This is a genomic window from Campylobacterota bacterium, from assembly GCA_020633995.1.
Lineage (GTDB): Bacteria > Babelota > Babeliae > Babelales > RVW-14 > JACKCO01.
On sequence record JACKCO010000004.1, the window covers coordinates 1 to 22,598 of the forward strand.

22 protein-coding genes are annotated in these 22,598 nt (G+C 40.2%); 20 read left to right on the forward strand and 2 right to left on the reverse strand.

Annotated features, from left to right (window positions below; genetic code table 11):
* Positions 1-21 precede the first annotated feature (21 nt).
* The 5 genes from H6679_03085 to H6679_03105 all read left to right on the forward strand — a co-directional run bounded on the left by H6679_03085 (position 22) and on the right by H6679_03105 (position 5,557).
* Complete coding sequence (locus H6679_03085; GenBank protein MCB9493232.1) at positions 22-465, forward strand: hypothetical protein; 444 nt, start codon at positions 22-24, stop codon at positions 463-465.
* Between the two features lie 15 nt (positions 466-480).
* Positions 481-1,116 (forward strand): hypothetical protein, encoded by a 636-nt coding sequence (locus H6679_03090; protein ID MCB9493233.1) that lies wholly within the window; start codon positions 481-483, stop codon positions 1,114-1,116.
* Positions 1,117-1,151: 35 nt separating this feature from the next.
* Complete coding sequence (locus H6679_03095) at positions 1,152-3,302, forward strand: hypothetical protein (GenBank protein MCB9493234.1); 2,151 nt, start codon at positions 1,152-1,154, stop codon at positions 3,300-3,302.
* An 8-nt stretch (positions 3,303-3,310) separates the two neighbouring features.
* Complete coding sequence (locus H6679_03100) at positions 3,311-4,168, forward strand: DUF2608 domain-containing protein (protein MCB9493235.1); 858 nt, start codon at positions 3,311-3,313, stop codon at positions 4,166-4,168.
* Positions 4,169-4,258: 90 nt separating this feature from the next.
* The gene (locus H6679_03105) at positions 4,259-5,557 is read left to right on the forward strand and encodes a hypothetical protein (GenBank protein ID MCB9493236.1); all 1,299 of its coding nucleotides are present in this window, start codon (positions 4,259-4,261) and stop codon (positions 5,555-5,557) included.
* 7 nt (positions 5,558-5,564) lie between these two features.
* On the opposite strand, the gene H6679_03110 is transcribed toward H6679_03105, so the two are convergent.
* Entirely contained in the window at positions 5,565-6,110 is a 546-nt protein-coding gene (locus tag H6679_03110; protein ID MCB9493237.1) for a hypothetical protein, read from the reverse strand.
* Between the two features lie 75 nt (positions 6,111-6,185).
* Here H6679_03110 and H6679_03115 point away from each other — a divergent pair, with 75 nt between their 5' ends.
* The 5 genes from H6679_03115 (at position 6,186) to H6679_03135 (ending at position 11,125) form a co-directional block, all read left to right on the forward strand.
* Positions 6,186-7,286, forward strand: a complete 1,101-nt coding sequence (locus H6679_03115; protein MCB9493238.1) for a hypothetical protein — start codon at positions 6,186-6,188, stop codon at positions 7,284-7,286.
* Between the two features lie 201 nt (positions 7,287-7,487).
* Positions 7,488-7,904: a hypothetical protein gene (locus H6679_03120; GenBank protein MCB9493239.1), complete on the forward strand. Its 417-nt coding sequence runs from the start codon at positions 7,488-7,490 to the stop codon at positions 7,902-7,904.
* A 158-nt stretch (positions 7,905-8,062) separates the two neighbouring features.
* Positions 8,063-8,596 carry a nucleotide exchange factor GrpE gene (locus H6679_03125; protein MCB9493240.1) on the forward strand — a complete coding sequence of 178 codons (534 nt, stop codon included), beginning with the start codon at positions 8,063-8,065 and terminating at the stop codon, positions 8,594-8,596.
* A 136-nt stretch (positions 8,597-8,732) separates the two neighbouring features.
* Positions 8,733-10,376 (forward strand): trypsin-like peptidase domain-containing protein, encoded by a 1,644-nt coding sequence (locus H6679_03130; protein MCB9493241.1) that lies wholly within the window; start codon positions 8,733-8,735, stop codon positions 10,374-10,376.
* Between the two features lie 5 nt (positions 10,377-10,381).
* Positions 10,382-11,125, forward strand: a complete 744-nt coding sequence (locus tag H6679_03135; GenBank protein MCB9493242.1) for a TlyA family RNA methyltransferase — start codon at positions 10,382-10,384, stop codon at positions 11,123-11,125.
* On the opposite strand, the gene H6679_03140 is transcribed toward H6679_03135, so the two are convergent.
* Positions 11,029-12,228 (reverse strand): hypothetical protein, encoded by a 1,200-nt coding sequence (locus tag H6679_03140; protein MCB9493243.1) that lies wholly within the window; start codon positions 12,226-12,228, stop codon positions 11,029-11,031. The genes H6679_03135 and H6679_03140 overlap by 97 nt on opposite strands.
* Before the next feature lie 158 nt (positions 12,229-12,386).
* Between H6679_03140 and H6679_03145 the strand changes: the two genes are divergently transcribed.
* The 10 genes from H6679_03145 to H6679_03190 all read left to right on the forward strand — a co-directional run bounded on the left by H6679_03145 (position 12,387) and on the right by H6679_03190 (position 22,560).
* Positions 12,387-13,607, forward strand: coding sequence for a type II secretion system F family protein (locus H6679_03145; protein ID MCB9493244.1), 1,221 nt, complete (start codon positions 12,387-12,389; stop codon positions 13,605-13,607).
* Between the two features lie 35 nt (positions 13,608-13,642).
* Positions 13,643-14,083, forward strand: a complete 441-nt coding sequence (locus H6679_03150; GenBank protein ID MCB9493245.1) for a type II secretion system protein GspG — start codon at positions 13,643-13,645, stop codon at positions 14,081-14,083.
* Between the two features lie 11 nt (positions 14,084-14,094).
* Complete coding sequence (locus tag H6679_03155) at positions 14,095-14,679, forward strand: prepilin-type N-terminal cleavage/methylation domain-containing protein (protein ID MCB9493246.1); 585 nt, start codon at positions 14,095-14,097, stop codon at positions 14,677-14,679.
* Complete coding sequence (locus H6679_03160; GenBank protein MCB9493247.1) at positions 14,669-15,079, forward strand: hypothetical protein; 411 nt, start codon at positions 14,669-14,671, stop codon at positions 15,077-15,079. Before H6679_03155 ends, H6679_03160 begins: the two co-directional genes overlap by 11 nt.
* Positions 15,076-16,119, forward strand: coding sequence for a hypothetical protein (locus tag H6679_03165; GenBank protein MCB9493248.1), 1,044 nt, complete (start codon positions 15,076-15,078; stop codon positions 16,117-16,119). The genes H6679_03160 and H6679_03165 overlap by 4 nt, the downstream gene beginning before the upstream one ends.
* Before the next feature lie 13 nt (positions 16,120-16,132).
* Complete coding sequence (locus tag H6679_03170) at positions 16,133-17,293, forward strand: hypothetical protein (GenBank protein MCB9493249.1); 1,161 nt, start codon at positions 16,133-16,135, stop codon at positions 17,291-17,293.
* Between the two features lie 18 nt (positions 17,294-17,311).
* Complete coding sequence (locus tag H6679_03175) at positions 17,312-18,823, forward strand: MCE family protein (GenBank protein ID MCB9493250.1); 1,512 nt, start codon at positions 17,312-17,314, stop codon at positions 18,821-18,823.
* A 344-nt stretch (positions 18,824-19,167) separates the two neighbouring features.
* Positions 19,168-20,328, forward strand: a complete 1,161-nt coding sequence (locus H6679_03180) for a pyridoxal phosphate-dependent aminotransferase (protein ID MCB9493251.1) — start codon at positions 19,168-19,170, stop codon at positions 20,326-20,328.
* Positions 20,328-21,077, forward strand: coding sequence for a class I SAM-dependent methyltransferase (locus H6679_03185; GenBank protein MCB9493252.1), 750 nt, complete (start codon positions 20,328-20,330; stop codon positions 21,075-21,077). The genes H6679_03180 and H6679_03185 overlap by 1 nt, the downstream gene beginning before the upstream one ends.
* A gap of 13 nt (positions 21,078-21,090) precedes the next feature.
* The gene (locus tag H6679_03190; GenBank protein MCB9493253.1) at positions 21,091-22,560 is read left to right on the forward strand and encodes a UDP-N-acetylmuramate--L-alanine ligase; all 1,470 of its coding nucleotides are present in this window, start codon (positions 21,091-21,093) and stop codon (positions 22,558-22,560) included.
* Positions 22,561-22,598: the final 38 nt, after the last annotated feature.

Genomic DNA, 22,598 nt, shown 5'->3' on the forward strand with positions numbered 1-22,598 from the left:
ACAGAAGAGACTAGGCGTGTCATGCAAGGCCGTGCTCAAAAAACACCCGAAGGGCATGACGTTTTTTATTTAGACATCGGATTCGAAGGTAGAAAGGTCATTGCTGGTATGCACCATGCAATTGCTGCTTATGCCAAGCAGGGCAATAATGTAGTGGTTGATTACATTATGTATGACCGAGCATGGCTTGATGAACTTATGAAGGTGCTAAAAGATGTACCGGTCTATTTTATTGGTATTAAGGCTAATATTAATGTAATTGAGCAAAGAGAGCGTGAGCGGGGGACGTCGCCGAAGGGCCATGCTCGAGCCTACTATCAAAAGGCTCATGAGGGTTTGGTTTATGATTTTGAAATTGATACAACAAACGTAGGCCCAGAACAGGTAGCTGAGTATATTAAAAATTTTGTTGAAAGTAGTGTGGTACCTACGGCATTTGAGCAGATGAGAAAAAGTAAAAAATAATGAAGGGTGTATAAGATGAAAAATGTAAAAGTATTATTGTTTAGTGCCATTCTTTTGGGGCAAAGTTGTGCAGCGTGGTCGTGGGCAGATTTTGTGCCAGAATCAGTTAAGCGTTGGGTTGCTGACACATCGTTTTTTAACGGGAAAATGGTTACAGAGGAAGGTGAGCACAAGTCTTTGGCCGTTAATGGTACGGCAACATTAAAAAAAGATCACATTAAAGACACGTTAAGTGTTAACGGTGTTGGCGATCTTGAAGATGTTAAGGTTGATCGGCTTGTTCAGGTTAACGGTAGACTTAAAGCCCGTAACTGTACCTTTAATGAGGTTAAGGTTAATGGACGAGCAGAGCTTGAGAAATGCAAAATTTTGAGCGATGCGACCATAGTCGGGGTGCTAGAAGCTGAAGATACTCGCTTCGAAAAACTGACAATATATGCTAAAAAGGTTTGGTTAAAGGAGTGTAGCATTAATCAATCAATTATTTTTCCAGAGCGCAGTGATAAGAAAAAAGAGGAGCAAGTACTTGAGCTTGTTGATACTGTTGTGAAAGGTGATATTACGTTTGAGCAAAAAGATGGTAAGGTTTTGCTTGTTGGCCAGTCCAAGGTTTTGGGTAATATTATTGGTGCGCAGCAAGCTCAAAAGTAAGTTTGAAAAGTTAGTTTTTTGAGGGGGATTTTTTTGTGAATAAAGTAAACAGCAAGATTTTATTGTCTATAATGCTTTGCTTTTTTTGTGTTTCTTTACATGCAAGTGACACTAAAAACGGTATTTATGAGCAAATTGCTCAGGAAAACTTAAAAACGCTTACGGATAGCTCACTGCAAAGTGATGCTGGTATTTTGAGTGACCTAATCAACGATGACAAAGAGTTTTATCAGGTACTTGAAGAAACGTTTGAAAAGCAAAAGGATCTTGGAGTACAAGAAAAGCGAAGGCTAGTTTTTGCTATGCTTGCAGCCTTTGAGCAAGCAGAACAGGGGAGTGAGCAACATCATGTAGATGAAGATTGCTCCATGGACACTATTTCTTGGAAAGACTTGCAAATACTATGTGGATCAGGAGCGCATCCTGAGCTATATCTTGCCCAGAAGCTGGATAGGACCTGTACAGAAGTTGGACGTGCTATGCTTTACCACCGTCTGATTACACCAACTGCAGATATTGAAGAGCTTAAAAAACGTCAAAATGCTGTTAAAGCTGTCTGTGATGATGAGCAGTTGCGCGAAATACTCGATAAAAATTTGAATGTTTTACAAACAAGCGAAAATATTTTGCTTTCACTTTGGGACGATGGCATGTATGAGAGCATGATTCAACATTTTTGCATTAAGTTCCCTTTTGAGAAAGAAATCGATTTTCTCAAAGACTGCTCGCAATCGTTTAATGAGAGTCCTCTGCTGCTTGAGATCAATCATCGTTTAAATGATACAAAAAAAGTTATAGGTACTGCTTTAATGGGGTTGAGTGTTGCAACGCTTTCGTTGCGTACACTTAGTATTTTAGCACGTGAAACATCATGGCAAGAAACAATCGATTCAATCAATGAGTATTTTCGTATTGGTGACCATGTAACTGAGTTTAGTCTGCCCGGTCTTTTATTTTTTGCTATGGAGAAATTGGGCACTGATCGTGAATTGCCAGCTATGAAGGCAGCTAAGGGCACCATAGCAGCAGTTAATAACGGTAGACATTTAAACCACTTAATCGATGGATGGTGGTATGTTGACAGTACCTATCTAAGGTGTATTCACGAAAAATTGAATTATATTGCTCTTTATTTACGTAACGTGAAAGCATTAATTGATGATGAGCAGATCAGTAGGGCCAATATTCCAGAAATTCAGCGACTCAAAAAAGCATATGAAGAATTTGATCGGCAGTCTGAAGAAATGGAGCAGTTTGTGGCTTTGCTTGAACAGGACACATTTAAGGAGGAGCCATCATACTATACCTATTTGGGGCAGGTGATTGCCGCATATAAATTGCTAGGTAAGGTGAAGGGGCAGTTTGGAAAATTGATGATGGCTGTTGGTGATGTTGATGTTTTGCTATCAACAGCTCGGCTTTATACCGAAATTGAGCAAGAAGGCAAGACTCCAGTTTGCTTTGCAGAATTTGTTGAAAATCAGTCGATGCAGCCACTGTGTGAACAGCAAGATTTTTGGAATCCTTTGCTTGATAGAGACAAGGCCATTGTTAACTCGCTTACGCTTGGCGAACAAGAACGTACGAGTGCCATTATCACTGGCCCTAATGCGGGAGGAAAGTCAACAACAATGAAAGCATTTTTTATTAATGCATTGATTCCCCAAACATTGACTATTGCTTGTGCCAAACAATGTAAGCTTAAGCCATTTCATATTTTTAGGACTTATTTAAATATCACTGATGATATTGCAGCTGGAAATTCACACTTTAAAGCAGGTGTTTTGCGTGCGCGAGATCTCATGGATATTGCCGAACGGACAAACCAAATGGGCAAGTCATGCTTAATGGCAGTAGATGAGGTATTTAATGGAACGACCTTTGAGGAGGGTCAAGCCGCAGCCTATGCGTTTATCAAACAGCTTGGCGAGTATGAGCATGTTTCGTGCATTAGTCCAACACACTTTCCAATTTTGACTAATTTACAAGATCAGACAAAATCATTTACTAACTACAAAGTAAGTGTTGAGTATGATCGTGATGGTAATTTTAGTTATCCATATAAGCTTGAGCGTGGTATAGCTCATCAGAATATTGCCTTTGATATTTTGTACAATGAAGGTTTTGGCGATCAATTTTTAAACCAAGCAAAGGCAGTTCTGAGTGATACTGCCCAATTAAAATGAGACTATATATGAAAATACTCCATATACTTCTTATGCTAGTGATGTGCTTTAGTGGCATTGCTTGCGCTGTAAAAAGAAGTCATAGAAAGAAATCAAAGATTATTCAATTTTCATCATACAATGATGCAGAGGTTGCCTCGGCAGTAGCAAAAGCCGATGGGCAGACGCTAGTATTGTTTGATGTTGATGACACGCTCATTCATTCACCAGATGCAGCGGCAAATCCTGCGCAGTATTCGCCGTGGTTTCGTATAAAATTGTTTTTTCGGTTTCCCCAGCTTTTATTTGAGAGACCAAGAGACGAGTGTGTTAGTGCTATTTTTGCTCAGGCTCAGCGTGAGCTTATTGAACAAGAAGCTGCTCAAGTAGTTGAAACATTCAAAGCTGCTGACTCTAAAGTGCTTGGCCTGACTGCCTCATGGTCTGGAAAATATGGTAGCATTGATGATGCAGCACTTATGAGAACTGATATGCTTAAAGCATTGGGTATTAATTTTAGTGATTCATTTCAAGATCAGTGGTTTACGAAATTGCCCAAGCATAAAAATGTTTATCCAAGACTTCATAGTGGGATTTTGTTTGCTAATCGACAAAATAAGGGAAATGTCTTGGTATCTTTTTTGGATCAGGCCTCATACTCGCCCTCAAGAATTATTGTTTTTGACGATAATAAAAAAGAACTACGCAAAATTCGTCGCGCGTGTAGAAAACGTAATGTTGAATGTCACTTGTATAACTACCGTGGTGCAAAATTACGCTCAACCCCGTTTAAATCTTCACGTGCGTTAAAACAGCTGCGCTGCCTAGTTCGTGAAAAGCGCTGGCTCAGCGATAGTGAATTTGATCAATATATAGAAAGTGTTTAATTAATTTGGAGCAGTTGACTTTTTCTCGAACCATTTTTTATCATTGATTCGGTTGATAAACTAGTTTGGTTTTAGAACAAAGGGTGCACTGTGAAAAAAGTGGGTATACGCTTATTTGCCACTTGGTTAGGTTTAATTGTCTTTGGCTTGCTGCATGCAATTCCTTCTGCTGTTAGCCTGTTTGATCCTGCCAGAGAGGGAAGTGATACTGACTATGCGTGTGCGATTTCTTTGGAAACAAAAAAATATAAGGGTGCACTTCCTGGCCAAAAACATGAAGGCTTATCGGATAAAAAATGGTATTTTAAAGCTGCTTTTTTCAAAGATAAGAGTTTGGTAACAATCCTACAATTCCCTGCAGCATTGTTACTAAAAGAAGGAGAATTTGAGAATTTTATGCCACGACACCTTTCGTTTATTAATCGTGGAGCAGGTCGTGGTAATGTAGGCTGGGATCGTGAGTTGCTTTCCGTTGAAAATGGAAATCTGTTTAAATACACCTTATGGGCTGAGCAAAATGATGATGGTTCATTTGCAAAATCAGTGGACTTTGGGAAGCGTGTTCCATTGTATGTTGATGGTAAGATTGATGAGAGTTATCAGCCTCGTTCGGACAGGCGCGGTAACATTTATTTCAGGGTTGGTGAGCAGCACAAGCGTTGGGATATTCGTAGTGAGTCGGTTGAAGACCTTAGTGATGAACCAGGTGTTGCTCTTCCTGTGGTGATACCTGTGCCTGAAGATCTTAATATCCCACAAACACAGATTATTGATCCATTAGCTGTTGATAGAGCAAAGTTGAAAAGCGTGGGTGGTGCACTGGAAAATGAAAACTACCTAAATGTTGTCCGTGAACTTAAGCTTGTTATGCGTGAGCGTGGTGTAAAAGCTAGCTTGAAAAAACCACTTTCCGCTCTTGTTACCTCAGGTGTTTTAGCGGCCATTGGGCAACAACTGATTACTGACCAGAAGGGTGATAGCGGCCAATTGCTAAAAGAGCAAGATGGAGCGTTTTTGTTACCGTACAAAAATTACCTGGATATTTTAAAGTGGGCTGAGCGTGGTCAGCTGAAAGCAAAAATGGAAGATGCAAGTCAACTCAATGAGCTGAGTGGTGCAGTGCAAAATTTACCGGCTCAGGTTGCTCAAAGAGAAGAAGTGGCAAAAGAAGTTGTAGATAAGTTGCTTGGGGCAAAGCCAAAAGATTGGGACAAATGGTTTGCGGATTCAACAAAAAATGATTGGAAGAGCGACTTGGTGCTTCGTTATCTTTCTGGATTGAGCAAAGAAGGCCAAGATGAATTTCTAGGTAAATACGAGCTTTCAGTCATTAAAAAGGCTAATCTGAAACGGGTGTTTGATTCATACAAGTGGTATGCGAAAAAATAGTAAGGGGCTATTTTTTCGGTGTATAATTTTTTACATACCATTCTGGAAACCATGACGTGAAAATAATAGGAAATGCCCACAGCGCGACAAGACCTATTTTTACAGGCCATTGAGATGATGAAAGTGAAAAGGGAAGAAAATAGGCGAGTAGTGATTTAACAGAAAGCGTTAGTGCCCATACTGCCGATATTGTGTAATTGATGAATTTAAAAGCGTAGGTGTTCCAATACTCTCTTGGTACATCCTCTTTCGCATATTGCATGCTAAATGGGTTTTTGATAAAAATTGAAATCCACATGATGCTTGCAAGTGCTACTTTTGCGTTAGCATATGCATGACTACCAATAGCTATTTGGAGTGATGGCACGATATTGCAGACAGACAAAATTGAAAAGTAGATAAGCGTTCCCCATTCAATTACGAAAACTTTTTTAAGTCGCTTGAAGTTAAAGATTGCATTTACTATGAGTGCGAGTGGTGCAGCATGTGCTGCAGGCTCAAGTGAGAAATAGATTATCCATGGGGTAAAGCTTTGTAGAATGGTTAAAAACATCAAGACTCCTCGGTGGTGTACGACTAATTTTTCCTAGTGTAAAATAGTGTTTTTTAGAATGCAAGGAGTGATAGAGTGAAGCGTTTTATGGGTAATATGGCTTTTGTGACCGTGCTCTTTACTGGTGCAGTTTATGCCATAGAGCAAGAGTCGACATTGTTTAAAATTAATAACCAAAGTCAGACAAAGATGTTTTCTGACGGGACGATTGAGGCGGCATATAGCAACTATTCTCACCTCAAGAACTCGAATTATTTTGAGGCTGAGTTCATTACGCAACACCAGCATGTGCGCGACAGTGTTTGTCAAAAGTATGATGTAGAAATTATAACTGCTGACTGCCAAAGTAATGACCTTGAGTGTTTGTACCTTAAGCGAAAGAGTAACACACTTTTAGTTATAGGTCCTGGCTTTCCGGTGCCTAAAGAGCGTATGATCTCGTTTGTAGATCTTTTCCCCAACTATGATCTGTTATTTTTTGATTATCGTGGACAGGGGGGCAGTGTTTACAAAGATAGCTCCTGGTTTAGTCTTGCAGCATGGTTGGGCTTTGGTACGAAGTGTCTGTTTGGTGTTGATATGGCAGCAACAAAGCTAGGCCAGCAAGAGCATGACGATTTATACGCAGTTGTAGAGGCAGTAAAGCAAAAAAAACAGTATCAGCATACCTATGGTATAGCACTGTGTTATTCATCCTACATTTTTGCAAAAGCACAGGCACTAAAACCTAATCTTTTTCAAAAATTAATACTTGATGGGTGCTGGCCTAATGTGGCAAGTGTGGTCAGAAAAATAGCACAGTATCCGTCGTTAGTTTGTGGTCGTCAGCCACCAGGATCACCATGTTCGTGGCTAACCGATGCTCAATGGTTTCAAGATATTGGCCAGTGGATAGTCGAGTCAACCAGTGGTGCTGATTTGGGAAAATTTGTAGAGCTTTCTGAGTATGCAAAGCATTTGAATATACCAGTTCTTTTTTGGCAGTGTGGTGATGATTGTTATTGCTCGGCTGAGCAGTTTGAGAAGATTTGGCAAGCCACTAAAGCGTGGAAAATGTCCATTTTTACCAAGAACCGGCATGGACGTAATCATGTCTGGCAGCGTGAGCTGTATGCATATTTGGGTAATTATTTCTTTGAAAATGCTCTAAATGAGGCTCTGTTCCAAGATCTTTGAGTGACGATTTTCTCTGAAGATCGATTTAGAGCGGTAAATCGAGCAATTTTTATAAAAAATATCCCATTTGACATTAACTAAGAGTGTGGCTATGCTATATTTAATGTCAGTTATTCAAAATTAAGCCTGTTTAACTGATTTTGTTGCGTGTGCGACGAGAATTGGTAGGGTATAAGTTTAATTAACCAAATGGAGGATATCATGGTTAATCGTATTTCTAAAGCCGTATTGCTTGCATGTTTAATGGCTGTTGGTGCTAATGGCATGGCTATGTGTGGCAAAAACAACGATGAGAGTCGAAGAGAACTAAGAGAACTACAAGAGAAGTGGCTTAATCGTAAAGTAAGGGAAGGTCTGGCTGTTTCGATTGGTGTCCTTGCTTCTGGTTTGTGTCTTTACACTAAATTTGTAACAGAACACAGACTCTATCCTGAAAGAAACTTAAAGTCTTTTTTTAAGAGAGGCTTGTGGAAGGCTACAGCCTATTCATCGCTTATTCCAGCATACTTAATAAATAGAAACGAGTTTTTTCCTGATTTTTATTTGTTTAATCAGAAATTAAAAGATAAATATTTCTGGAGTTGGATTCCAGAGCAGAACCCTAGCGAGAAGAAGTAAACATTCGTTTTTTTTAATGGTAATTAACTGAATAAAATAAGGGGCTCAATTCGAGCCCCTTATTTTCTAAAAGCTCTTTCTATGTTATACTTTCCTTGTTATTTAACGTCTAAAAATACATTATTATTTTCTATTTAAAATATTTAGGTGGAAGTGTTATGTGTAAAAACCATCAAGACATTGATTGCAAACAAGCTGAAGAAAAAAACGAAGAGCAGCAGGCAGCTCAAGAGGCTGCAGAACAAAGCAAGGTTGTAAAAGACAATCAGCAAGAAGAGAGCTTTAAAGACCAATATCTGCGGTTGAATGCCGACTTTCAAAACTTTAAAAAACGTGTAGAAAAAGAGCGCATTGAGTGGATGACAACGGCGCAGGCAAGCGTGCTTGAAAAAGTTCTGCCAATTGTTGATGAGTTTGATCGTGCATTTGCGGCACTAGAAAAAAGTGAACAGCATGATGCTTCATGGCTTGAAGGCTTTAAACTTGTGTACAAAAATTTACAAAAAGCCATGACCGATCTGGGGGTTGAGGAAATCAAAACCGACGGTGAATTTAACCCCGATCAGCATGAGGCGCTTATACAAGTAGATTCAGCGGACCATGCGTCTGGTGCCATTGTACAGGTTCTTGCCAAAGGGTATATGCTCAAGGGTAAAGTTATCAAGCACGCAAAAGTAAGTGTTGCAAAGTAGCAAGAGCACATTCTTTTTTTATCGATCCTTTTGTTATTTTCAGGCTTTGTTAGACTGAAAACTTTCTTATGTTTATGGTGGTCGCTAGTTCAGCGGCCTTGTTTTTATATCGATAGTTTCTAGGCGAAGGAATGTAATGAGCATGATGAGGCGTTTTGTAAATGTTTTAGTCATCGTTGTACTAGCTGGTGCATGTTTTTACCTGTACGAGCAGCATAGCCAGATTCAAGAGGATTTAACAAGGCTTACAGGTTTGCAAGAGCAGTTTCAGGATACGGTTAAAGGTGCCATTGGGGTGTCTCGTCCTCAGCCGGTGCAGCGTTCAATTTCTGAAAAATCAGGCCACACCTGGCTTGATGTACAAAAGCAGGTCAAAGATACTGTTGTTCAAGTTTATTCACAAGCAACTGATTTTAATTGGTTTGAGCCGTATAAAACACCTGATCAAGGTGAAGGTGCCGGAAGTGGTTTTTTCATCAACGAAAAAGGTGACATGATCACCAATTACCACGTTGTTGCTCAGTCATGTGCCGTTCAAATTCAAATTCCGAGCTTTGGTATGGAGCGCTTTGATATGGAAATTGTTGGTGTTAGCCCAGAGCGTGATATTGCTTTGCTCAAGCCAACACAAGAGGCGTATGAAAAGATTTCGCAAAAACTGGGAACCATTCCATTTCTAAAACTTGGCGATTCAGACTCTGTTTTGCGTTCACAAGAGGTTTTGGCGCTTGGTTTTCCACTTGGTCAGTCACGCCTGAAAAGTACGTTGGGTATTGTGAGTGGGCGTGAACGGCTTGGTTCATTTGGTTACATTCAAACAACGGCACCAATTAACCCTGGTAACTCAGGTGGGCCGGCACTAGCAACAGATGGAACCGTTGTTGGGATTAATAATGCAAACATTCCATCAGCTCAAAATATTGGATACATCATTCCAATCAACGAAGTTAAAAATGCACTTAAAGATTTGTACAAAGTGAAGCTTTTACGCAAGCCTGTGCTTGGTTGTATCTTTACTCTTTCAACGCCTGAAATGGTCAAGTTGCTGGGTAACCCCGAGCCAGGAGGATGGTATGTTGCAAAAGTATTTAAGCACACACTGTTTGAACGCGTTGGTGTTAAAGATGGTGACATGCTCTATCAAATTGGTGGATACGACATTGACATGTATGGTGAGCTGAACGTGCCGTGGAGTGAGGATAAAGTTTCGTTATTTGAGTTTTTAAATCGTTACACCGTTGGTGATATGCTTCATTGTGTGATGTATCGTAAAGGACAGAGAAAAGATTTTACCTTTAAACTCGAGCAAATCTACCTGCCGCCAATTCGCATGATTTATCCAGAGTTTGAGCCTGAAGCCACTGACTATGAGATTATCGGTGGTATGGTTGTTATGGAGCTAACGATGAATCATGTGGGTGCACTTGTTTCACGCTCACCACGGTTGGCATCATCACTGATGAAGTTTGATCGCCCAGAGCATCAGCATGATTCAGCACTTATCATCACACATGTGTTGCCAAACTCTCAAGCGCATATTGCCAAAGTCATTCGAACTGGTGAGATTATTGATGAGATCAATGACATTAAAGTTAAGAGCCTTGCAGATTTTAGAAAGGCGGTGCCAAAGAGCAAGCAAACTGGTTTCTTGACTGTTAAGACTGATGATAATCTGTATGCGGTTATGGCACTTGACAAAATTTTGCGCAACGAAGATATGCTGGCAAATAGATTCTTTTTCAAAAAATCGAAGTTGTTTGAACAGCTTCAAGGCGAATAAGCTGCATGAGCAAAAAAGTAAAAACACGGCTTGATGTTTTGGTTGGCCAGCAATGGCCAGCCTTGTCACGTTCACATATTCAAAGTTTGATTTTGCAGGGGAAGGTAACTGTTCGAGGCGAACTGCAAACCAAGCCTGGTACTATGCTTGATCCTGAGGTAGAAATAACGGTTGACCTCAGCCAAGACAAATATGTCAGTCGTGCTGGCCATAAGCTTGAGGCTGCGCTTAAGGCGTTTGAGGTTGATGTCAATGGCTTAGTGGTGCTTGACGCCGGTATTTCAACAGGGGGGTTTACCGATTGCTTGCTGCAGCATGGAGCTGCGCGGGTGTATGGTGTTGATGTTGGGTACGGCCAAGTACATGAAAAAATACGTGTCGATCAGCGATTGGTTTTGCTTGAGCGCACAAACTTACGCCACCTTAAGCAACTGCCTGAAAAAGTTGATCTGGTTACGCTTGATCTGTCTTTTATTTCAATCTTAAAAGTTATGCCTGCTGTTAGCGAATTGCTCAAACCTGGGGGGAGAATTATTGTTTTGATTAAACCTCAGTTTGAAGCAGAACGGGAAGACATTGGACGCAAGGGACTTGTCCGTAGCGAACAAGTCCACGAGCGTGTTATTGAAAAACTACGAGAGCAGATGCCAGACTATGGATATAGCCTTGCAGGCCTGATTGAGTCTCCCATCACAGGTGCTGCATCAGGAAATAAAGAATTTTTAGGTATGTTTGTTTCGACAAAATGATGAGCCATGACTCCTTTTTTGTGAAAAGCAATGGCCTTTACTTTTGCTTGGAGTAATGCATCTGAGAGCATATCTTTTTTGCTTCTGATGTCATCGTCCTGTTCTTTGGTTTCTAAAAAATAGACGAGTTTGTTTTCTAGATCATCTTCAACTTCTTCATAAAATTCAAGCGGGAGCGTCCATCCGCTTAGGTCAAGAAAAAAGCACATGCGGTGTGTGACTAGCCATAGCAGTTCATCTAAATCGTCCATGTGGTTGATAATGCCGTGTGTAGCAAGAAGCTGGAGCCCATGAGAGATTTCAATGAATGAAGACCAAATGCCTTCTGGGCTATGCTGGCTCCAAATTGCTTTGCCCAGGACTGCATTGAGGAATCGTAAAATCATTTGTCTAAAACGTTCTTGGATCATATGTTTTTGAACATTTTGTTTTATTTTTTCTACCTGGCTATCGAGTGAGTGTGCAATGTCGTCAGCTATGCTGGTGACAAACTCTCCTGGCTGTTCCTGAAACTGGTGGTAGTGGCTGGTAAGTTTTGAAAGCATACTATCTTCAATATGCTGTTTGAGAAATGTTAGGTTTGTTTTTGCTTCCGGTATAATTTCGCCGTGCTCAAAAAATCTTTCAGGGAGGAGCGGAAGACTGTGTATAATTTGATTGCAAACTGACGCGTCAATGATTTCAGCTGAGTCAAGTTTGATTTTATATAAGCGTAAGATAACGTAGGTTGTTTCGATATCTAGGTTAAGTTCATTACACAGTTCAAAAAACTGGATAATATGATAGCCATCTTGAGAAAGAACGTCGGCATAGTTCTTTTGGTTATATGATTCCTTGATGAATGTGACAAATGATTGATTAAAAATCGATGTCTTTGAAACTGGTTGTAGTGTTTGTCCTTCAAAGTCACGCGTGTGTGTCATGCCTACGCCAACTGATTGCAAACAATCTTTAAGGCTTCGTGTACTGAATTGAAGTGGTGTTTGTTCTGGAAGTAATGTATTTAAATCAAGGTTTTCGGGAGCACTTTCAGCAATTGCTTTGCAGAAAGTGAAAAGTAACGATAAAGTAATAAGGCAATAACGTCCTGCCAGAACTCTCATTTTTTATCCTTTCAGCTACATTCGTTTATTTTTTGCCGTAACGTATTAAAATGAAACGTAAGTGCTTAATTTAAGCGTAATGAAGATAGCAGCAGAGGGGATTATTTTGCAAGTAATTTTAACAAAGCGGATCAGAAATTTATTAGAGGAAAAGGCTTATGCCTCTTTATCGCTATGATGCTTTTGCAAAAGATGGCAAACGAGTGAGTGGAAGTATTGATGCTCCAACGCCGCAGGCTGCAAAAGAAGCACTCAAAATTCAGGCTTTAATGCCTGTCAGTATTAAAGAAGTGACTGCTGATGGTGGCGGATTTTCCCTGGCGATGCTTTTTGAGAAAAAGGTTGAGGCAAAAACTGTTATTATTTTTACTCGTCAGCTTGGTGTTTTGCTTAAATCTGCCGTTCCACTGCTGCAAGCATTAGAGCTTTTGATCGAACAGTTTGAGGGGAGATTTCGTCGTATTTTGATCAGTGTCAAAGATGGTGTTAAATCTGGAGAGTCGCTGGCAAGTCAGCTGGCAAATTACCCCAAAATTTTTTCTAACGTTTATATCCAGCTAGTACGTGCCGGTGAGGCAACTGGTAAGTTGGACACCATTTTATTCCGATTGACTGATTACCTGGAGCGTACTGAAGCAACGAAAAAGAAAGTAAAAAAGGCAATGAGTTATCCAATAATGATGATTTCATTTGCTGTCGCAGTAGTTGTTGGTTTGATGACAAGTTTAGTACCAAAATTTAAAGATGTGTTTGGAACCATGGGGGTTGAACTTCCTGGAATAACACAAGTTCTCATAGTTTCATCAGATTTTATGTTAGATAATTTTTTATTGATAGTTGTTGGTACTATTGCTCTTATTGGATTATTCATGTACTGGAGTTCGAGGCCTCAAGGAAAGTACAAGTTGGATGAATTTTTCTTGCGATTTCCTATGACTGCTTATTTTTCACGGACCCGAGCAGTTGTTCAATTTAGCCAGACACTAGGGATGTTGCTTGAGAGTGGTGTCAATTTAGCTGAAGCGCTGGATATTGTTTGTAACATTATTGAGAACCGAGTTCTTGCAAAGAAACTGCTTGAGGCTCGTGATAAGATCATCAAAGAAGGTAAAATCGCAAAATACTTAACCGATTCAGGGTTGTTTCCTAAAATAGCAAGCTACATGATCAGTACCGGTGAGCAGTCGGGTAAACTTTCTGAAATGTTGCTTGTGGTAGGCCGTGATTATGAAGAAGAGCTTAATGAATTGACTGAGAGTCTCGTGGCAAAAATAAATCCAGTTATGACATTGGTTTTGGGAGCGGTTGTCGGATTTATTGTTCTTGCTATATTCTTGCCAATTATGGAATTAACTGACGTATTTGCTAAACTTGGATAGTTTAATTGTAAAATTTTAAGTAAGAAGGGATGATAATGCGTAAAAGTTCTGCATTTACTATGATGGAAATCATGGTTGTACTTGGTTTGATTGTTGTAATTTTGATGTGGGTAATTCCAAAGATTCAAGAATTTACTGTTAAAAGTCAGGCAGCTCAAGTACAGTTTCAAATGACCGACATTCAAAGTGCCTTACAAGAGTATTATTTTGAGTTAGGTAAGTATCCATCAACCCGTGAAGGGCTTGACTCATTGGTTGAGAATCCTAAGCCAAACGATGAACGTCATAAGCGCATTGCTCACAAATGGCCATTTCTTAAAGATGGTGAGACTGCAATAACACCTAAGAGTGGCAGTGAATTTATTTATAATTCACCACCTGAAAAGTACAAAGACAAATACAAGTTTTATGAGCTTTTGTGGTTTGGACCAAGCGGTGAAGAAGATGATCGGTATAAAATCATTATGGGTCACTAAAAAGCTCCGACGTGATCAAAAAAGCTTTCACAATGCTTGAAATGATGGTTGCAGTATTTCTTATAGGGGTACTTGCAGCCGTCATTTTACCTCGGGCGATTGGCAGAGCACCAGAAGCATCATGGCAATCGGTGTTGGCCGACTTGAACAATATTCTTTCGTTTGCTCGGCAAGAGGCAATTATGCAACGAAAAAATTATCGGGTTACTTTTATTCCAAAAGGTAAAGGTAGGGATGTTGTTCTTGTGGAAGAAGAAAAGGCAACCCCCGATGATGCACGTAAAAAAGTTTTTGAACAGGTAAGCTCTGGTTATTTTGATACAAAATATTTATTGCCCGACGGAATCAAGATTAGATCTTTTTATCTGGGAAATCAGTTTGTTGCTGAGGAAGAGAATCGTGGCAAATATTTTTGTTATATCCTGCCAGATGGATTGGTACAGGATGTGACGTTGCATTTGCATAGGCCTCATCAAGACCAGGCAAAGAAAAAGGATGATGCAACGTTTAACTCGATGCCATTTTTGGGCATCTTTACCATGCGAGATGGATACATTAAGCCATCAGTACGTGGTGGGGGAGGCAATGAAAGTTAAGCGAGCATTTATGCTCATTGAGGTGCTTATTGCAGCTTTTGTTTTACTCTCAGGTGTTTACGTTGCTGCTCGTCTGCAGATGAAGTCAATGTTGCGAGTTTTAGGTGATCGTGATCACACGCAGAAAATTTTTTTGATTAAAAAAGATTTATTTTCTGTCTTTATCGATCCGCCCGAATTTGTCCCTGAAAAGCCAGCTTTGCAAGAGCATGCTCTTGTTGGGCTCAAAGTCGAAATGAAGAAAGAAAAAATTCATGAAAAATCGGGCATTGAGCAGTTTGCAGATCGTCTTGAGTTGATAAAGGTTAAAGGGAGCTGGAAAACTGGTTTGATAAGTCAGGACGATGTGATGCTCGGCTTCATGCCGATACCTCAAGACACTGAAGAGAAGAAAAAATGAAGCGGCGTGTGCAAGCATTTATGATTATAGAGCTTCTACTCGCTATTACGCTTTCAAGTTTTGTCATTCTTGGTGCTGTTCAGGCATACTTTAACATGATGAATTATTTATCTCGTTCACGTCGTGTTTTGGACGTTAGTCGTAAAGTTGGTATGTTGTTTAATCAGCTTGAAAAAGATGTTAGTACCGCATATATACCTCAACTTCATGATGATGTTTTGTTGGATAAGGGAGCAAAAGGACAACCACAGGATGGGCAAGAAAAAAAAGCTGAGCAGCTGATGCCTGACAATCTTGGTTTAGATTTTTCAAAAGAAGACAAGAAAAAAGAGCGAGAAGAAAAACTTAAGTCTTACTTTATCGGTTTGACTGATGAGCGAGGGCTACCGATTAAAGTTAGCAGAAAAGAGCTCGCCCCGTTTAAGAGTATGAATTTCATTTGTACCAATCCCTTGCAGATGATGGGACAAAAAAAGAAGCGCCTGGTCCGTATTATGTACGAGCTTGTGTTGGATAAGCAACGAAGTACAAGAGAAAATAAAGTATACACATTATGGCGTAAAGAGACAGAAGAGCTTGGAAATGTTGAGTTTAAAGTAGATGAATTCTCGAAGAAAAAGCACGAGCCAGTCAGGTCATACATCGTTGCTGATGGGGTGAAAGCAATGTCGGTGGTGTATGTTAAAGAAAAAGAACTCGATGAAAAAGAAAAAAAAGAAAAGTTAGAAAAAAAGAAAGAATACGAGCGAGCCTTGGTATGGGGAGATAAGCCCGAGCGTCAGGGAATTACTCCTGAGTGGCTTGAATTGTATGTGGTGTTTTGGGACGAGACGCTACAAGAATCTGAAATGTATCACGTTTTGTTACCAATAATTTCGTATCACTTGGTAGCAGTGGTTGATAATAAAAAACAAACGATTGATCAGCAGCTCAACCAGGCGGGAGTGACAGCGCTGCAACAGGCGTCACCGGTACCGGAGCAATCACCACAACTACCTCCTGCTGGGCCAAATACACCAGTCCCACCGCCAATAGCTTAACAGTCGAGAGTTTATGATTAAAAAGAAGAATGGTGCGATTTTAGTTATTTGTCTGCTACTGCTCTCGGTGGTTGTCGTACTGGTGGAGCAATTGGCTCGAGGTGTGTTGGTTGGTGCCTATTTTACCCGTACAATGGTTGAGCGTGAGCATGCAAAAACATTAGCCCTCAATGGTGTCCGACTTGCAATGTTACAAGTTGGCTTTGAGGAAAAGAAAAAAGAAGAGCAGGGTGAAATCAAACAAAACCAATCAGCAGATCTAGGTAAAGAAAGCGCCGAGAAAAAAGAGAGTAAGCGCTTGCAAAAATTTTTGTTGCGAAATCTGCCCCATCTAAATCGATGGCAGTCCTTTTATTTGAAACGACAGTATGATGGCATTGATGGGCAAATTAAAATTTGTGTCAGCTGCGAGGGGGGTAAAATTAATATTAACGAGGCGTTTGATTTTAAGGCTCAGCAATTTAAGAGTGAGTATCAGATGCTTTTAAGGGGACTTGAAATTAAAGGTAAGCTTGCAGCTGGAGAAATTCTTAAGCGACTTACTGATTTTTTAAAAGAGCGTAATCGGAAGCTTGATGATATTTCGCAGCTATCCGATATTTCTGAATTTAAAGAACTGGATGTTTTTTATTCACCTCCTCTGGCTCCGGTTAAGGAACAAAAAGCACAATCCAAACAAACGCTTGCGTTGCAGGATATCTTTACGACATGGACGACAGATGATAAAATTAACCCTCTTTGGCTTTCAGATTCTTTGTGTGCCATTTTGGGGTTGCGGCGACCATTTGCAGATGATGCAAAAAAGCGTAAAGAGGTGTTTAAAAATTTTGTGGTAAACTTTAAAAAAGAGTGGACGCAAGATTGGGCTACAAATTGGCAATACCTAGAGCCTTTGTATGAGCAGCGGCCCCAAATACTTGATAATGTTAAGAGAATTTTTTCGTCGGAACTTTTGCCGAAAACATTTTCTGTGCTATCTTCTGGAAAAGTAGGTAATGTTGAGCAAACACTACTTGCCCTAATCAAAGAAGTTGAGGTTAAGACCGGTAAAGATAAAAAAGAAAAAGACGGCACCCAGCGGCAATTGCCTGCTCAGGAAGCTGTAAAAAAACAAGAACAATCCGATAAAGCACCAGAAAAAGAATATAAAATTATTCGGCTTTATTGGATGTGATAAAATTGGGAAGTATTCGTGAATTTAGAGACGCGTGTAGGAGCATTTATACTTGTCGCCATAGGCGTGTTCCTTTACCTAAGTATCAATATTCGTTCATTTAGATTGGACAAGGATCAGTACTATTCGTATAGAGCTTATTTTGAAGATACGGGTGGACTGACAAGTAAAGCGCCTGTAAAAATAGCTGGTGTTGAAGTTGGTTGGGTTGATCGCATTGACTTGCTATCTGACGGTAAGGCAGAGGTTATCTTGCGCATCAGTAAAAACATTAAATTAGCAAAAAATGCTTATGCAATGATCCATCAGGATGGTCTGATTGGAACGAAGAACTTAGAAATTGATCCTGGAGATTCGTCAACAGGTTTTCTATTGCCTGGGAGTATGCTGTCAATGCCTGGGAGGACCCCCGCTAGCTGGGGTGAATTGCTTGATCAGGTTCGAGATATTGCATCTACTGTGCAGGATATAACTTCGTCGTTTAAAAACACGTTTGCAACGCAAAGGGGTGAAGGTCAAATGCAAGGAGCACTCGATGCTGTTGCAAAAGCGACAGATCGCATTGCAGATTTTTCTTTGGTGATGCAGCGTACCATGAAAAATAACGAAGAAAATATTAATGTTATTGCTTCAGACTTGCGTTCATCTGTTGCAAGTTTAAAAGATAGCATCCCGCAAGTTACCGACGCGGTGCAAAAAGGTGCAGATAAATTTGGTGATGCTGCCGATGGAGCTAAGCAAACTTTTAATGGAGCAACAGAGGTAGTTGAAAAAATCAACAGCGGCAAGGGAGTAGTTGGGAAATTGATCAATGAAGATGAAACGTATGGAGATTTGAAGAAGACGATTCGTGGATTTAGGGATTATGTAGGTAAGCAAACAGGTTTGATGCTCAATATTGATATGCATGGGGAAAGTTTTCTTCGCCATAACAATTCAAAAGGTTATTTTGAACTTCGCTTACGTCCAAACTCTGATTTCTTTTACTTGATACAGTTTGTAGGAGATGAACAGGGAAGTCTCTCGTATGAAGATATTTTCTATACTCGACGTGATGAGAAGGGCAATATTTTACGTGCTAGTGAGCTCAATGTTCCACTTGAGCGCAAAATTGAGTTTGCTGACCATGTGGAAAAAGTGGTACGTAAAAAGTTTGATGTTTTATTTGGGATGCAGTTTGGTAAGCGCTTTGACCGTCTCGCTTTCCGTATTGGGATGTTTGAGAGCACGTTTGGTCTTGGCGCCGATTATTATGTTCCTCTACCAACAGATAAAATGCACTGGGTAACAACGATTGAAGCTTTTGATTTTAGAGGGAAAAATAGGTTGCCATTGCATGATATGAGGCCGCATGTCAAATGGCTTAACAGAGTATTTTTCTTTAAAAATATGTATACCAATTTTGGTATAGACGACGTTTTCAGTAAACGTCGAGCGAATCCATTTTTCGGTGGAGGCTTGCGATTTGGAGATGATGATCTTAAGTATTTGCTGGGGACTCTTCCAATTGGTAAAGCTGGCGGTGCTTAGAATTTTTTGGGGTCGCATCAATATACAGATAGTTCAGATCCTCTTCCTCATCATCTTCATCAACGAAAACAAAGTTGATGTTGTAGTGAGTGTAGTAGATCTCATCATAAACTTCTTCATAGCAATAATAGCTTAGTATTTCTGATTGTATGTTACTGTTTGTATTATTTATCATTTGAAAAATATTCTTTTATTTGTCTTAACTAAAGGCTTTTATATTTTTTCATTATCTATATTTTAAGTCAGAAGTATAGATGTGATTTGGGTAAAATCAATAATGTTCTTACGTCGATAGTTTTTTTACCTGGGAGAAGGGGTAGAAATTTTTATTTGAAAGGGTTTTGATGTTAAATCTTCCGTTCTCAGAAATTAAGCGGATTGAGGAGCTTGTTCGTGGTGATAAAGATAATATATCGCTCTCACAGGGCGCTCTTAAACTAGGTGGTATTCCCCTGCAAATAAAGCAGCATGTCCAGACATTGTTGAGCACAGACATAACTGACTACTATGGCAGCTGCTGGGGGCTCGATATTTTACGTGAGCGCTTGGCCCAAACCCTATCTGCTCGATATCATACAAAATTGACTACAGATCAAATTTTACCCACACATGGTTGTATTGGTGGGCTGTCGATCTTGTACCTTTCAATTCTTGCCCCCGGCGATGAAGTCATTATTCCTGAGCCTAGCTATCCAGCCTATCGGGTGCTTGCTCAAGCGGCGCGGGCAAATGTTGTGACAGTGTCATGTCTTGAAGATGACAATTTTGAACGCGGTGTTTCTTGGCAGTTTGACATTGAAAAAATTAAGGCAGCAACGACTTCCAAAACAAGGATGATTGTTTTTTCAAATCCGTGTAATCCTACGGGGTATGTTATTTCTGCTGTACAAATTCGTCAGCTGCTTGAGTGGTGCGCTCAAAAGGGCATTTATTTGGTCGTTGACGAAGCGTACGCTGATTATATTTTTGAAGGTGATTTTACATCCTCACTGGCGTTGCTTAATGAGTCTGAGTGGCTTGTTAGTGCCCATACTTTTTCAAAAAACTTTGCCATGAGCGGTTGGCGTGTTGGATTTCTTGCTGCGCACCCTAAGCTTATTAAGGCGCTTGTTGGTATGCAAGATGCGCTTTTGAATTGTTTAAATAATTCAGCTCAATATGCCGCACTGTATGCTCTGGATCATCCCGAGATTGTTCAGTCGTTTTATCAGCAAGTTAAAGAAAATCGTAATCGTGCCGTAGAGTTATTAGAACCGGTGGTTGCAAAAGGATTGATTAAATATTCTTACCCGAATGCTGGATTTTATATTTTCTTGAAAACGCGCTATGATCGTACAGCTGATGTCTGTATGGACATTTTGCAAAGCAAAAAAGTATCATTGGTTCCGGGCTCTGGTTTTGGGGACAGCGTTCAATCATTTATACGAGTTTGTTTTGCTCGTGAAAAAGATTTGCTGGAGAAGGGGTTAACTCGTTTAACTCAGTATTTATTGAAAGAGGAATGATGAAACAGCAACCTGACTACGGGCTTGATGCGCCGGCAGTGATACGGAATTTAGTAATCGCTGCGGTTCTTGTACCATTTTTCTATAAGGTGTTTTTTGCATATCTTAATGTTCGATTTCCGTCGTTTCTTTTTACTTTCCTTTCTTCATGGATTTGGTTTGGCATTATTTTTGCTTCGTTCATTCTTCCAGCTTTGTTTATGTATTTGAGTAGCAGGTATGGTAAACACCGTTTGCGTGACCAAATGATCACGGGCCTCCGCTTGAAGGGGAATGAACGGGTGCTTGATGTTGGTTGTGGTCGTGGACTTATGTTAGTTGGTATAGCGAAAAAGCTAACAACAGGAAGAGCTGTTGGCATTGATACGTGGGATGAGGCAGATCTTTCGGGTAATAGTTTGCAGGCGGCTCAAGAAAATGCAACGCTTGAGCAGGTTGAACAGAGGGTCGAGATTATTACTGGCAATGCATGTCGTTTACCGTTTGAAGATAACCTGTTTGATATTGTCGTTTCAAATTTGGTGCTTCACAATATTGACGGTCAGCTCGCCCGTGAGCGTGCATTGCAAGAGATCGTTCGTGTGTTAAAGCCTGGTGGAGAAGTGTTGATTTCTGATTTTTTGTACACTAATGAATATAGTAGAGTATTAAAAAGAGCTGGCTTGAAAAATGTAAAACGCACTGGTCTGCAGTTGCTAATTTTTCCGCCAGTAAGATTAGTAACAGGCCTAAAAAAAGCTAAAGCATAAGTAAAGTTAAAGTATGTATAAAAAAAGAGAACATATTCATTTTGTTGGTGTTGGCGGCATTGGAATGAGTGGTATTGCTGAAATTGTTCGACTGCAGGGCTATCCAGTTTCTGGATGTGATGGGGCTGCACAGTCTTCAAAGCTTAACCATCTTAAGGGACTTGGTTGTACTATTTATCATGGACATTGTAAGGATCATGTTAATGATGCAGACGTTTTAGTTTATTCATCAGCGATAGACCAAGATAATGAAGAAATTGCTGCCGCAAAAACAAAAGGTGTTCCTGTTATTTCTCGTGCACTTATGCTTGCAGAGCTTATGCGCACAAAGTTTAGCATAGCGGTTTCAGGTTCGCATGGAAAAACAACAACAACATCGATGATTTCTCATATTTTAATTGAAGCACGGCTCAACCCGACGGTCATTGTTGGAGGAGTGCTTAAAAACATTGCCAGCAACGCGCAGTTGGGACAAAGTGATCTGCTTATTGCTGAAGCTGATGAAAGTGATCGCTCGCTTCTTTATTTAAATCCTACAATGGCAGTAGTGACCAATGTGGATGCAGAGCATCTTGATATGTATGCTGATTTGGATGATGTTAAATCAACATTTAAGAATTTTTTAGAACGGTTACCTTTTTATGGTAAAGCATTTTTATGTGCTGACGACCAGCCGTTAGTATCTCTGCTACCGCTTCCCCACATTTGTGTGACAAAATATGGCTTCTCTGATGATGCTGACTTGCAAGGAGAAGTTGTTGAGCTGGGGGATACAGTTTCAGTTTTTGATGTATATAGTTATAAGGTTGATACTACTGGCCAGAGGCAGCGAACACTAATTGGACGTATGAAGCTTAATATGCCTGGGGTACATAATGTTCAAAATGCGCTTGCAGCCATTGCCGTTGCACGAGAGTGTGATGTGTCATTTGAAGTTATAGCACAGGCGTTGGCAACATTTGGTGGTGTTGAGCGCCGGTTTGAATTAAAAGGGATATGTAAGGGTGCCGAGCTTTTTGATGACTATGGCCATCATCCAACAGAGATTAAGCATACATTAACGGTTGCAAGAAAGCGGGCACGTAAAAAATTATATGTAGCCTTTCAGCCGCACCGTTTTACACGTACCCAAAAATTATGGCAAGAGTTTGTCGATGTATTTTGCGCTCAACAGGATTATGTCATTGATAGATTGTTTATTGCTGATATTTACCCTGCAAGCGAAAAGCCTATTGCTGAGATTACCTCGTTCAATTTAGCTCGGGCCATGGCTGAGCAGAATCCATTGCTTGATGTTATTTATTGTGCATCCTATGAGCAAGTAAAAGATCGAGCCCTAGATATTTTGCAAGAGGGGGACCTATTCGTTACTGTTGGAGCTGGAAAAATTAATTGTGTGCTTGCAATGCTTGCCGAGTATGAACAAGAAGGCACTCCTCAGTCTTTAGATTTGTCAAGAAAGTCGCAGAGTGAGCGCCTTTAATTGACAAAAAAGATAAGATGGGCGATACTCTCACACTC